Here is a 13,508-nt window from a genome sequence, read left to right as displayed (position 1 = left end):
TTGCAAAGCACTAAAGGGCTTACTACAAACAAGTACATAACCCTTAGTTATTCGCTGTCGGGCGATGAGTGACAAATTCTTGGAGTTTGCTGACGGCAAAATCTAAGATGAGTCCAGTTAAGCCGATAACCAAGACGGCAAGGAAGACTGAACTGAGGTTCAAACGACTCCATTCATCCCAAACGAAGAAGCCGATCCCAATACCGCCTGTAAGCATTTCTACCGCAACTATGACTAGCCAAGCAATACCCAAACTGATGCGTAAGCCTGTAAAAATATAGGGTAAGCTGGCAGGCCAAATAATTTTCGTAATTCTCCGCCAACGGGGCATTTCCAACACTCGCGCCACATCGAGATAATCCTTGGGAACGCTGGCTACTCCTAAAGCCGTATTAATAATAGTCGGCCAGAGGGAGGTGATAAAAATGACAAAAATTGATGAGGGATCTGCTAAGTTGAAGATAGCTAAGGCAATGGGTAGCCATGCTAAGGGCGATACGGGTTTGAAGATTTGAATGATGGGATTGAGTGCTAACATCGCACTTCTAGACATCCCAATCAAAAACCCTAAAGGAATGGCGACTACTGCACCTAGTAGAAAACCTATTAACACTCGTCGCAAACTGGCTATTAATAACCAACCAATCCCTAAGTTACCAGGGCCTCTCTCATAGAAGGGGTTTAATATATAGTCCAAGTTAGCAACTAGTGCCTCTGGTGGCGTTGGCATTAATTCATGATTTGCCAAGGCAATAATCCACCACAACAAGATAATTCCTAAAAATCCCAATGCAGGAAGTATGACTACATCCCTAACGAGAATTGGCTTGGTTTTTTTCCATGCAGCTTGACTAGCAACAGCTGCGATCGCTGCTAAATTTAATTGCAATATCATTATGCCCCCTCAACAGGTTCAATGCAGGTACGAAAAAACGAGCAGTACCAGCCTCGGACACTGATGAGAACTAAGCATTAAGTAAATGCTGTCTCTTCAGTCTCCTCTCAATGCCTACGAAGTTAGCTGACGGGCTAGGGCTGAGAGATGCCCCTCTCCTTTTAGTGCTGAGTAATGAGTTCTGTTAGCTGTAGCAGGGCGTTTAGGCCCTGCTGAGTTAAATAACTTAAATTGAGTTATTCTTCACTTTTGACTCGTTAGTTAACACTTTATTTGGAGATACGCCCCACAAGGTGGTTCCTCCGTTCCAACTTTAATTACTGTATTGCGTCGGATTAGGCTGACTTACTCTAATTCAAGATAATAGTACTAAAGAATTTAACATCTTCAAGCCAGAAAAACAATCTCCGATTGATAAATGTTGTTTATATAATTACATTAGATTAACTCATATTTCCCTAATCTACTATAAATAAATGTTATGGTAAGTATTGTACTTAAGTGCGCTTAACCATAATCACAACTATCTAAGTGACGTAACATACTTAATCTTATTTTTAGAAACTCAAAATAATCAATCCAACTAAAGAGCTAATCAGCATTTTCACTGTTATATGCAAAATTTATATCATCTGGTAGGTGAATTTTCTCATCAATGATGATAATGTCCACTACGCTAGTTAAACTAATTCCATATAGAATTAATTCCTCTATCGCGTAGCTGAATTTAAGAGAATGGAATTTAGTCAAGTTCTGGCTGACAATAGTAACACTATCATCACCAAATGGGTTGCCGCAGTTCGTGAAGACAGGCAGATTGAGAGTGCTGATGACTTATCCTACACAGCGATTAAGAATCATATACCTGATGTGTTTCAGGCAATGGTGACAGTGTTGTCTCAATCTCAGGAGAGTGATATTAAATCCATTGTCACCGCCAGTTGGAAACATGGGTTACTACGCGCTGAACAAGGCTTTGATCCGTCCGAGATTGCCCGTGAGTATCGCCTGTTAAGAAAAGTGATATTTGATGCTGTGGAAACTGACTTGTTACAAGCAACCCCCGCCGAGATTGTTCGTTATATGCGTTTAATTGACGCGGTGATTGATGAAGCGATCGCCAGATGTTTTCATAGTTATGTAGGGGAACGCTTGCGCGAATTAGAACACCTCCAGGCTTCTTTACGGCTACATAATGACGAACTAACACGCTTAGTCAGTACGAATGAAGATAAATTGTCACAACTAGCGCATGAGCTTAAACACCCTTTAACAGCAATTATTGGTTACTCAGATTTATTTCTGAGACAACAAAGACGAACAATTCCAAAAGATAACCCAGTTAATATAGAACATATTGAACGTGTATTACGTAACGGCAGACATTTATTACGCTTAATTAATAATGTATTAGAACTGTCGCGCTATGAAGCTGGAAAAATTCAGTTGCAAGTAGCACCAACTAATACTAGAGAATTAATCCATAATGTCTGTGAAATGTTGGAACCTCTAGCATCTGAAAAAAACTTATCAATCTTAGTCGATTGGCAACGTGCGCCTAATGAAGTAACCACAGATGGGTTTCAACTACAACAAATCGTTACAAATCTTGTGAGTAATGCGATTCGCTACACAGAGACAGGCACTATTAGTATAGTGTGTGAAGTAGTGGATAGTGAAAAATGGGCGATCGCAGTTTCAGATACAGGAATTGGTATTGCCGAAAAAGATCAAACCAAGATATTTGAACCTTATTTTCGTGTTACTTCTCAATCTCGTCCTTACGCACCTGATAGCACTGGTTTAGGGTTAGCAATAGTTGTCCGCCTAGTGAAATTATTGCAAGGGGAAATTAGCCTAGTTTCCCAAGAAGGTGTGGGTTCTACTTTTACAGTGACTTTTCCTCTGACAGTAGAGGTTTAATTAAACGCAGAGGAACGCTGAGTTCAGCGCGGAGTTGCACGGAGGTTTTTTAATAAAAGAGGTTGATTTTATAACAGTCCTTTCTTTTTCAATTTCATGAGTGCATCTTCAGCCGCAGCTTTTTCTGCTTCTTTTTTATTGCGTCCTTTACCTTCACCATATTCTTTCCCTTCCACCAAAACTTTAGCAACAAACTCTGGTGCATGAGAGGGGCCGCCTATTTGTTTTGTATCATATTTAGGAGGATTTGTAATACCTGTACTTTGTACCCACTCTTGAAAGCGATTTTTTGAATCTACATTAGAACGACCAACAACAACTTGTTCGGGTACAGAATCAAAAAGAGGTTTGACTATAGCACGAACCACTTCAATATTAGAATTATTATCTAAGTAATAAGCGCCAACAACTGCTTCAAAGGTACTACTAAGTAAATTAGGATTTTGAAAACCACCATCTCGAATTGCGCCTTGTCCTAAACGCATCCGAAAATCTAACCCTACTTCAATAGCAAATTTAGCTAATTGTTTTTCATCTACTAATGCAGAACGGCGACGGGTTAATTCATCCTCTCCTTTATCCTGATGCTTATCATAGAGATATTGACCACTTAAAAAATTTAATATGGCATCACCGAGAAATTCTAGGCGTTCATTATCTTGTACATCTTCGCCTGGGTGTTCATTTACATAAGAACGGTGTGTGAGTGCTTGGCGGAGAAGTTTTTCATTATTGAATTTGAGAATTTCGTGCATTTTATCTATTAGAAATTAATGAATAATCAAGGGCAAGCAAGATACCTACCCTATGATGTAGGAGATTAAAAAACTGAATGCTATCTAGAAATAGTTCAGACTTTTGTAGTTAGGTGGGTAGAGGCTGTTACCGCGATGATTATTACACGGAAAACAAGAAAGCCGTAAATTTTCACAAGAGTTAGTTCCACCACGACTTTTAGGCAAAAGGTGATCAATTGTTAAATCTTTTTGCGGTAAGCTCTTAGAACACCACCAACATTGAGAGCCGAATAAATCAATAAGACGCTGCTTTTTATTGCGCTTCTGTTTAGGATTCATTGAGTTGATTTTCCTTATTACTGTTGCTTGTAACAGCATTGGAATATCACGCATCTATGCCATAACAAATTTTATTTAGAGAAGAGATTAAAACTAAATCTTTCTCTATAATTGAGTTTGCTATTCAACCATTGATTTAGCTGATGTCTCAACCGTAGAACTCCTGGCTTCCCACCCAGTTTTGCTTCATTCCTACCTCTGAACATTTATCCAACCAATCATCGTATCTTTCCGTTAAATGTCAAGTTAAGTAATTAACTTGGCTTTGGCTAAATTTTCAGCCGATGGAAGGAAACAAAGCTTGGTAAGAAACAAGGAACTCTGCTGCTGAGACAACATCCAAAATTTATGTTTTAAGATGGTGTTATTTTACTGTCTATATCTAGACTTACATAGTAATTAAGTTAATGTCAATATAACGTTTGTAAATTTTTTTACGGAAGCTCGGCTATAGCCCAAAAAGCTTACATGTTTAGCTTTGCTGGGAATACTCTACTTAAATCAAGGGACAAATCAGGGAAACAGGGTAAAGCGATCGCCATCGTAGCTAACACAATCCGCTTGTTGAGATAACCATATTTTCCTTGATTATCTTGATAAGGCTCACTGTAAGATTCTAAGTAATTATCAAATAAATTGAATATCCAATAATCTGCAATACCAGCTTTGGCATACAGAGGTATTTTAATGTCTTGGTCATAACTTAAAGAAGAATCTGCAACTTCTATTACCAGCAACATATCACTAGGGCTAGGATGAGCAGATAGATAGTTGTCATCTCTGTTTTTGACAATAGCAAAATCTGGTTCTGGTTGGCTGTTAGGCGGTAAAGTAATTGGCGCTTGACACTGTAAAGTAGCCCTATCACCAACTAACTTGGGTAGTTCTCTCAGTAAGTTGCGTAAGCAAGTTTCATGCGCTGTACCCTTAGCTACCATTTGAATGATTTCCCCGTTAATTAATTCAATATGGTCGTCCTCATGAAAAAAGCCTAATTCCGCTAGTTTGTGGTACTCGCCTAGTGTGAAGCGTTTAGCTTGAGCAATACTCATAAAATCCTACCTCTAAGACAGCATAAAGCCCTAATATCCTATAACCCTTATTGTAAATGTGCCAGAAATTGATATGCTAAAAGCCGAGACTAGCTTGAAAGTGTTGACGGTTGACAGTTGACTGCTGACTGCTGAGTCAAAATTCCTAGTTATAAAGTCTTGACAAGACTATACTTTTGCTCATCATCATCTGCAAACCATGCCTGCGCCTACTTTAAATCCCACAATAACTGCTTTTCCCTTGACAGCCGTAGTCGGTCAAGAAGCCATCAAACTCGCCCTGCTATTAGCAGCCGTCGATCCTGGTTTGGGTGGAGTAGCGATCGCAGGTCGTCGCGGTACGGCAAAATCTGTCATGGCGCGTGCTATCCACGCCTTACTCCCACCCATTGAAGTTGTTAAAGGCTCATTAAGTAACTGCGATCCCAGCCGCCCAGAAGAATGGGATGATTACTTAATAGCGGAGAATGCTGATAAAAATATTCAGGATGTCCCCACGGAGATTATCCCCGCACCCTTCGTCCAAATTCCTCTGGGGGTGACAGAAGACCGACTCCTTGGTTCCGTGGATGTGGAACAATCAGTCAAACAAGGAGATACAGTATTTCAACCAGGGTTACTCGCCACAGCTAACCGGGGTGTACTGTACGTAGATGAACTAAATTTATTAGATGACCAAATATCCAATCAACTATTAACCGTACTTTCCGAAGGACGCAACCAAATCGAACGGGAGGGAATCAGCTTCCAGCATCCGTGTAAATCCCTGTTTATCGCTACTTACAACCCAGAAGAAGGAGCCTTAAGAGAGCATTTATTAGATAGAATTGCGATCGCCCTCTCTGCTGATGGTGTTCTCGGATTAGATCAAAGAGTAGCAGCAGTAGAGCAAGCGATCGCCTATTCCCAATCTCCCCAAGATTTCCTCCAACAATACAACGAAGATTTAGACTCGCTCAAAACTCAAATCATCCTGGCGCGGGAATGGTTGAAAGAAGTTACCATCACCCAAGAACAAATTGCTTACTTAGTAGATGAAGCCATTCGCGGCGTTGTACAAGGACATCGCGCCGAATTATTTGCTGTACGAGTTGCCAAAGCGGCTGCGGCTTTAGATGGACGCACCACTGTCAATGCTGATGATTTGCGTCGGGCTGTAGAGTTAGTAATTGTACCACGGGCAACAGTCATCCAGACACCGCCACCAGACCAACCACCCCCACCACCGCCGCCACCACCACAAAGCCAGGACGAGTCAGAAGAACAACAAGAAGAAGAACAGGAAGAAGAACAAGACGACAAGCCGGAAGAACAAGAACAGCAAGAACCCCCCAGCATACCCGAAGAATTTATCTTCGACCCAGAGGGTGTAATTTTAGATAACAGTGTGCTGTATTTCGCGCAAATGGCACAGCGTCAAGGTAAATCTGGTAGTCGCAGCATCATCTTTTCCGATGACAGGGGACGCTATATTAAACCCATGTTACCCAAGGGTAAAGTCCGGCGGATTGCCGTAGATGCCACCCTGCGATCGGCTGCACCTTATCAAAAAGCACGGCGAGAAAGACAGCCAGATAGAAAGGTAATTGTTGAACAGAGTGATATTCGCTCAAAACGCTTAGTCCGCAAAGCCGGGGCGTTAGTAGTGTTTGTAGTAGACGCATCTGGTTCAATGGCTTTAAACCGGATGCAGTCAGCCAAAGGCGCAGTCATGCAGCTACTCACCGAAGCCTACCAAAACCGTGACCAAGTAGCTTTAATTCCCTTCCGGGGAGAACAAGCAGAGGTCTTATTACCACCCACCCGTTCTATCGCTTTAGCACGAAACCGCTTAGAAAGATTACCCTGTGGCGGTGGTTCACCCCTAGCGCATGGTTTAACCCAAGCTGTCCGTGTCGGTGTGAATGCCCAGATGGGTGGAGATATTGGGCAAGTTGTGATTGTCGCTATCACCGACGGACGGGGAAATATTCCCTTGTCGCGTTCCTTGGGTGAACCCCAAGAACCAGGAGAGAAACCAGACATCAAAGCGGAACTATTAGATATCGCCGCCAGGATTCGCGCTTTGGGGATGCAGTTACTCGTTATAGATACTGAAAGTAAATTTGTCTCCACTGGCTTTGCTAAGGAATTAGCAAAAACATCAGGAGGTAAATATTATCATCTGCCAAAAGCCACCGATAAAGCCATTGCTGCCATGACTAAAGGGGCGATCGCTGATTTAAAATCTCGTTAGATTAGTCATTAGTCAATGGTCAATAGTGAGCCAGCGCGGTCTTCTCTACGAGACGCTACGCGAAGGGGGTTTCCCCCATGAGCGACTGGCGAACCCCGGAGGGGTCATTAGTAAATAAACTGTGGACTATGGACTTTTGACTATTGACTATGAACCTGTTGGCATTGCTTGGGGTTGTAAATAACAAATTAAATCTTGAATACCTTTTTGCAAGTAGCGGGTTACTGTCATGGGGCTAGTGCCAATATTTTTGGCAGCATCTTTGCGAGACAGTTCTTTCAAAAATACCATTTCTACTGCTTGGCGAGGCTTGTCTTCTAACAGGCTAATTGCCCCTTGGAGTTGTTGCCGTTCTTCTTCTTGTTGTTGTTGGGCAATTGTCCGGGGACAAGGAAGCGCTTCGCCTAAAGTAATTTGACAATCAACATAGTGTACTGCGGTAGCATCCAAACTTAAAGGCATCCGGTTCTGGGCGGCTAATTTGGTTTCTTGCCATTCTTGTACAGATACCTTGAGATGCTTGGCAATTTCTGAATCTTTGGGGGGACGACCTAAAGATATTGCTAATTCTTTACGGACTTTCTGCCCTTCATTATATAGTTCTTGCCAACGGCGAGGAATTTTTAATAAACTACTGCGATCGCGGAGAAAATGCAGCATTTCACCACGAATATATGGTACAGCAAAAGAACTAAAAGCATAACCTTGACTGGGGTCAAAGCGTTCTATCGCTCTAATTAAACCAAAATAACCAATTTGTTCCAAATCTTCATAAGGTTCATTACATTGATGGCTAAATTTATGAGCCATCTTTCTGACTAAACCAGTGTGTAATTGAACCAGTTTATTACGAAGTTTAATAGAAGGATTTTGGTGGTATAAGCGCAATAACTCCATACCATCAGTTTGCATAGAGGACTCAATTGCTGCCATATAAAAAATTCCTTTGTTGTAACTCCTTTTCTTATCAAATTGGAGTTGCGTAATATTTTCTTTAAAGCTGTAATTATTTTCGTTAGTTGGGGCTGAATAAACCATCGTTGTTTCACTGAATTTATTAGTGGACTAACTCTAATGTTCAGTGTTTGTACGCATGATTTTTGAGTTGTCTCTGTTCTCAGTATTTTTATTTATACAACGGAAAATATTTTCTATATAATGCCTATGCTTGGCAATAAATAGTTATATAATCCTTAACTGCTTACAGGAGGAAGGAAAGGGAGAATAGAGAATAATATTTTTAATATCGTTTGTGTCGCTAATTAAACTTAAATATTCTTAATAAATTAATCTGTCCATAAGAGATTGTTGATAAATTTGCATACAAAATAAAATCCCTGTCCATATATGGGCAGGGATTTATGCTATATCAATAAAATAGGAAATTTATTTTATGAATTAGTGATTAATTTATCTAACTAGTTTTTAATACTTGTCTGTGTTTATAAGCGGTCTATTTTATCTACATAAATGGCAATATTTTAGTTTTCTTTACCATCATATAATTTAATATTTATTTATTTTTTCTAATTTTGTAATTTTATTTTAACTAATACTTATATCAGAACAACAATAAGAATACAAGTTCTCCATATTTTTAGTTAGAGTGAAATTACTGAAGTTTGCCGTCATTCCCGCTTTTAAATTAGGTATGCTATCTAGAAATCCAGTTTGATTACTGAACTTACTTGCGCAGGAAGGGAAAAGGACTAGCGAATATGGAGAGAAATGCCCTTGGTTGAGGTTTGGCGTTTGCGGAGCGTTACTATATAGTTATGAAAGAAAGAGACAGCAAGAAAGCAGCGCCAACAGAAGTCAAACCTGAGTCCTATATACTCTTCAACAATGGACAATGGACAATTAACAATTGACTTTTTTCCTCTCCCTGGAAGTGAGAGGATTGGAGACAAGGATTTATTTTTTGATTTTTTCTCCTTAAAACTTGAATGAAACAATTGTCAATTATCAATTGTCAATTATCAATTGATAACTAAACATCCAGTAATCCGTATCGCTTTTGTAAGTCAAGCAACTTAATTCTCGCTTCGCCTGCGTTATCAGCTAAATCAGCAAACTCGACAAAGCGTCGCAATTCTTTTCTTAAAAGATTGCGTTCAACTTCTATTGAAGTTATACCAAAATTGACTCAATAAGCCATATACTTTACTGAGAGGGGATAAACCTCTTTTTTTTGTGGTCAATTACTAGAATTTTACTAGATAATACATATGTACTTAAAGCAAGCAAAGAACATCCCAATAGCAGCCGATGTAAGAGTAGGAACCGACAAAGGGAGTTTACGGTTACAGTTCTCATCTCGAATCAGTCAGAAGTTCTACCAGAAAAAACAAGCCTACAAAGGACTGGGTAGAAGCGATACCACAGAAAATAGACAATGGGCTGATGGTATAGCTAGACGGATACAAGCTGACATTGACCACCCAGACGGATTATTTGACCCTACCCTAGTCAAGTACCTAGAGGTCAAGGCTATGACTTCAGTGATTCAACTACCTACAGCAAAACCTTTACCTAAGTTGGGCGAGTTGTGGGATGATTTCAGCCAGTGGAAATACAGAACTAAGCAAATAGCTGAAACAACCTATTTAAAAAAGTATTGCATAAGCTATAAACACGTTCTCTCCTCTTATTTGGATAAGGAGTTAACAGAAGAAACAGCCAATAGTTTAATAGAAGATATGGTGAACAGAACTAAAGGTAAGGAGGTGGTTAAAATTCTGCTTTGTCTGTTATCTCAACTTTGTCAAAAAAACGGTATAACCGATTATTTTTATGAAGTTAAATCTCATTACTCTATTCCCAAGAAGAGTAAGCAATTATCGGAAGTTGAGGACTACAAAGCTTATACAGTCGAAGAGAGAGACTTAATTATTGATAGTTTCAGAAGCCATCCTAAGCCTAGTGTCAATCAAATTTCTGATTTAATCGAGTTTTTATTCCTTACAGGATGCCGACACGGGGAAGCGTTAGCACTCACATGGGGACGTATAAAGTTAGATAAAGGATGGATAATTTTTAAAGAATCCTACGACTCCCAAACAAACATCACCAAAGGAACTAAAACCGATGTTGATAGACTGTTTAAAATGCAGGGAATGACACGATTAATTAATTTATTAAAACGGTTGTATGGGGAGGGTAAAAGCAATGATGAATTAGTGTTTACAACGCCGGACGGGAAGAGACTTAGAAGAACTTATATCCAAAGAGCATGGCAATACAACACTGTTGTCGTGAATGGCAGACCATACACTTACAACGGTGTAGTGATGGAACTAGCAGAAGAGGGCAAACTACAATACTTAAAACCCTATTCAACACGACATACATTTATCAGTATTCAAGCTAACAATGGTGCTGACTTAGCGTTATTAGCTGATAGTTGTGGAAATAGTGTTGACGTAATTATTGAGCATTATTTAGACAAGGATAGAGATTCAACATTAAAAGATATCTAACTAATAACAAATCAATAATTTATAAACCTCCTAGTTTAATTATTAGGAGGTATTTTTTTTGCTGATATTAATTACCAAGTTAATTTCTTCAAGAAGTTCTTCAAGTAATTTTAGGTAGAGATGAACAAAGCTAAACGCGCAGTAATTAAAATCGCAGGTATCGAGATTGACGGGTTTGAAAACAACGGTAAATACTTTCTCAGTCAATCACAAGTAGCTGAAATACTTGGAATCCATAAATATTCAACCACAAGATTTATTGATGAACTACGCAAGAATCAGGGTTATACGGGTCACATTTTAGAGGTTGAAAGCAATGGGAAGGGTAAACGGGGAAGTAGTCGAGTGATTGCTATTCCCCCTAATCTAGCTAGTCTATTCTGGGGTTATCAAGCTAGAAAGGGTAATGATAAGGCTTTAGCTCTAGTCTGTGCCTGTGCTGAGGAAGCTTTAGAGAGGAGATTAGATAGGGTATTCCAACAGGTGAAAACTGAGGATGAGTATGAGAATAAAACAGCTAACGCACTGGAGGAGTATTGCAAAAATCACACATGGGAGGATATCAGAGGGTACTGTCAAGATGTGCATGGGGCGTTTATGCTTGCCTCTTTCACTATGTACTAAATTACTTCAAGTAAATACTCCAAGTAATTTCAGCTATAGAACTATAGGTCACATTTTGGAGGTTGAAAGTAACAGGCGTTTATAACCAGAATTTCTTTAGAAAAAACAGCCGAACGGTTTACCCCTTCCGGTGAAAAATAACCACTGTTCAGCTATATTGCTCTATTGCATAAACCCTATAGGGTTTGTAATTTCTCTATGTGAGTTCATGACAAGCACTACAGCAGTCAGCGATAACAGCGAGAGCATCAGCACAAACAAAGAAGGAGCCAACAAACAGGCTCCCCGGAACAAGGTATTAATTTTTGGAATGTACATTACATAATAGCCTACAGTTTTTGTAATGTACATTACAATGTGGCTGGAATGTCCACACAAGGTATGACTGTATGCAAGGTATAGAACAAGCGATTTATTTAAGGAATATTTATGACCACTTCAATCGTTATCTTTTCGACCACCAATTAGAAAACAAAATATATTTAGGCTTCAGTTATAAACTGAGAACTGAAGGTATGTTTTTGCATGATAAATGGGATGATTCCAAGAAGCAAAGTTATCATGAGATATTAGTTGATGAAAATTTATTGAATGAAGATTCAATATACTGGTTAGCTGTGCTTGTTCATCAAATGGCTCATTTATGGCAACACCAACATGGTCTTAAAAAGAAAACTAAAAATTATCATGACAAAGAATTTGTTGATAAAATGCAGAATTTAGGGTTAATTATTGAATCTGGATACTCTAATGAGCAATCAATTAACCACGATGGTTTATTTATGCAAGTAGCAAAAGAACTGATTGATAAAGGTGATGATTTAAGGTTATTAAAACCTAGAAATGTTGCAGCACAATTAGATAATCCGTTAAGTAAAAATGGTAAGAAGTTTAAATTTATTTGTCCTGAGTGTCGTCAAGGTGTAGAGGGTAAATACTCGACAAATGTTAAATGTGGTGATTGTGATAAGAAAATGGAGAGACGGGAACCATTTAATTGATAAGCACAAACAAAAGAGGGAATAAATTAAATCCCTCTTTCAAGCGTTACATTTTGCTGTTTTCACTAAATTAATTCTTCTTGTTTCTCTCAATCGCTGCTAGAACAAATGTATCGACTTCTTTTAATTTGTTTGCTAACCATATACATAATCCAGTAATGCAAGCTTCTGGAGTTTCATAAATTTCTTGAGTATCTTCATCGAAAGAGGTTATGCAACCATAAGTCCAAAAGTAATATCCCTCATCATCTTGTTTTATACTATATCCTTCACCCCAATTGTTTATTTTTTCAACACACTGCTCGATATTTTCATCCATCACAGAAAAAATTTGATTACTTGCCGATTGAATAAAATCATTCATTAATTCTAATCCTCTGTAATGTAAATCAAAAAAGAGGGAATACCATCACTCCCTCATGTTTATTATTTATGCCTAATTATTGCTGATTAGTTTCATCTAAAGCTTTCTGTATTGCCCTCCTACAAAATTCAGGAGGGTCATCTTGTGATTTAACAGCTTCCTTCATTGACTCGGTACACCTAAAGCTTATTTGCTGGGTTAACGGTTCTTCACCCTTTGGCTGTGCTGGTTCAAAGTTTTGAGGGTTCCCTTTTGGGTTAGGCATTGTTGAGAAGTGTAAATAAGGCTTGAATCTAACGAAACCATTAGAATAGAGTTTTTAATCAGTGGGTAGTAAACCCTGGAAAAGTTGTTACCCACCGATACCACTTTTATAGAGGCGATTCCTATTTTATGGTGTTTAGCAGACAAGAACTAGAACTGTTAACAATTCCTGAGTTGAGACAGGTGTTACTGAGGTATGGTTTAAAACCGACTGGTACAGGTAGCCAGAAGACGAGCTATATCACAACATTAATGGCATTCCCAGCGTTAGCGGTTAAGCAGTTAGAAGATAACAGAGGTTTAAAACGTCCTACTCTCTCTCAGTTTGAACAGATAGGAGTGATTTTAGATGAGATGGGAGAGTTAACACCTGAGCAGTCAGCTTTAATTAGAGTGACTTTTGAAGGGAAGAATTTAACATACCCTGACAGATATCAACAGGAGAGATTACTTAATCTCTATAAAGTCAGGAATCATTTAGTAGAGGTTATAGAGCTACTGGGAACGATGTAATTAATTGTTGAATTATCTGTGAAATGTTAGGAGGGGTTATTATCCCCTCTTTTTTTGTATGGTTAAAAGTTATTGGATAAG

The 13,508-nt window shown here is 39.0% G+C and carries 13 protein-coding genes and 1 riboswitch; of the genes, 6 read left to right on the top strand and 7 right to left on the bottom strand.

Annotation, left to right across the window (positions count from 1 at the left end; all coding sequences use genetic code 11):
• Positions 1-43 precede the first annotated feature (43 nt).
• Entirely contained in the window at positions 44-895 is an 852-nt protein-coding gene (gene ntrB, locus NSMS1_RS24500; RefSeq protein WP_224087295.1) for a nitrate ABC transporter permease, read from the bottom strand.
• A gap of 96 nt (positions 896-991) precedes the next feature.
• A riboswitch (cyclic di-AMP (ydaO/yuaA leader) is annotated at positions 992-1,247 on the bottom strand.
• 383 nt (positions 1,248-1,630) lie between these two features.
• Between ntrB and NSMS1_RS24495 the strand changes: the two genes are divergently transcribed.
• Positions 1,631-2,818 (top strand): sensor histidine kinase, encoded by a 1,188-nt coding sequence (locus NSMS1_RS24495; protein ID WP_224087294.1) that lies wholly within the window; start codon positions 1,631-1,633, stop codon positions 2,816-2,818.
• A 68-nt stretch (positions 2,819-2,886) separates the two neighbouring features.
• Here NSMS1_RS24495 and rnc read toward each other — a convergent pair whose 3' ends face one another.
• From rnc to NSMS1_RS24480, 3 genes are all read right to left on the bottom strand, one after another.
• The gene (rnc, locus tag NSMS1_RS24490) at positions 2,887-3,573 is read right to left on the bottom strand and encodes a ribonuclease III (protein WP_224087293.1); all 687 of its coding nucleotides are present in this window, start codon (positions 3,571-3,573) and stop codon (positions 2,887-2,889) included.
• Between the two features lie 84 nt (positions 3,574-3,657).
• Positions 3,658-3,894 (bottom strand): HNH endonuclease, encoded by a 237-nt coding sequence (locus NSMS1_RS24485; protein WP_224087292.1) that lies wholly within the window; start codon positions 3,892-3,894, stop codon positions 3,658-3,660.
• A 464-nt stretch (positions 3,895-4,358) separates the two neighbouring features.
• On the bottom strand, positions 4,359-4,946 hold the full coding sequence (locus NSMS1_RS24480; RefSeq protein WP_224087291.1) for a Uma2 family endonuclease: 588 nt from the start codon (positions 4,944-4,946) through the stop codon (positions 4,359-4,361).
• A gap of 199 nt (positions 4,947-5,145) precedes the next feature.
• On the opposite strand from NSMS1_RS24480, the gene bchD reads away from it, so the two are divergent.
• Complete coding sequence (gene bchD, locus NSMS1_RS24475) at positions 5,146-7,182, top strand: magnesium chelatase ATPase subunit D (RefSeq protein ID WP_224087290.1); 2,037 nt, start codon at positions 5,146-5,148, stop codon at positions 7,180-7,182.
• A gap of 147 nt (positions 7,183-7,329) precedes the next feature.
• Here bchD and NSMS1_RS24470 read toward each other — a convergent pair whose 3' ends face one another.
• Positions 7,330-8,115 (bottom strand): RNA polymerase sigma factor SigF, encoded by a 786-nt coding sequence (locus NSMS1_RS24470; RefSeq protein WP_224087289.1) that lies wholly within the window; start codon positions 8,113-8,115, stop codon positions 7,330-7,332.
• 1,295 nt (positions 8,116-9,410) lie between these two features.
• Between NSMS1_RS24470 and NSMS1_RS24465 the strand changes: the two genes are divergently transcribed.
• From NSMS1_RS24465 to NSMS1_RS24455, 3 genes are all read left to right on the top strand, one after another.
• Positions 9,411-10,661: a tyrosine-type recombinase/integrase gene (locus NSMS1_RS24465; protein WP_224087288.1), complete on the top strand. Its 1,251-nt coding sequence runs from the start codon at positions 9,411-9,413 to the stop codon at positions 10,659-10,661.
• 120 nt (positions 10,662-10,781) lie between these two features.
• Positions 10,782-11,285 (top strand): helix-turn-helix domain-containing protein, encoded by a 504-nt coding sequence (locus NSMS1_RS24460; RefSeq protein ID WP_224087287.1) that lies wholly within the window; start codon positions 10,782-10,784, stop codon positions 11,283-11,285.
• A gap of 389 nt (positions 11,286-11,674) precedes the next feature.
• Positions 11,675-12,286 carry a SprT-like domain-containing protein gene (locus tag NSMS1_RS24455; protein WP_224087286.1) on the top strand — a complete coding sequence of 204 codons (612 nt, stop codon included), beginning with the start codon at positions 11,675-11,677 and terminating at the stop codon, positions 12,284-12,286.
• Between the two features lie 70 nt (positions 12,287-12,356).
• Here NSMS1_RS24455 and NSMS1_RS24450 read toward each other — a convergent pair whose 3' ends face one another.
• The gene (locus NSMS1_RS24450) at positions 12,357-12,650 is read right to left on the bottom strand and encodes a hypothetical protein (protein WP_224087285.1); all 294 of its coding nucleotides are present in this window, start codon (positions 12,648-12,650) and stop codon (positions 12,357-12,359) included.
• Between the two features lie 76 nt (positions 12,651-12,726).
• Positions 12,727-12,915 carry a hypothetical protein gene (locus tag NSMS1_RS24445; RefSeq protein WP_224087284.1) on the bottom strand — a complete coding sequence of 63 codons (189 nt, stop codon included), beginning with the start codon at positions 12,913-12,915 and terminating at the stop codon, positions 12,727-12,729.
• Positions 12,916-13,043: 128 nt separating this feature from the next.
• Between NSMS1_RS24445 and NSMS1_RS24440 the strand changes: the two genes are divergently transcribed.
• A complete protein-coding gene (locus tag NSMS1_RS24440) occupies positions 13,044-13,427 on the top strand; it encodes a hypothetical protein (protein ID WP_317986533.1) in 384 nt (127 codons plus the stop codon).
• Positions 13,428-13,508: the final 81 nt, after the last annotated feature.

The sequence above is a fragment of the Nostoc sp. MS1 genome, assembly GCF_019976755.1.
Classification (GTDB): domain Bacteria; phylum Cyanobacteriota; class Cyanobacteriia; order Cyanobacteriales; family Nostocaceae; genus Trichormus.
This window is presented reverse-complemented; position numbering and strand designations above follow the sequence as displayed.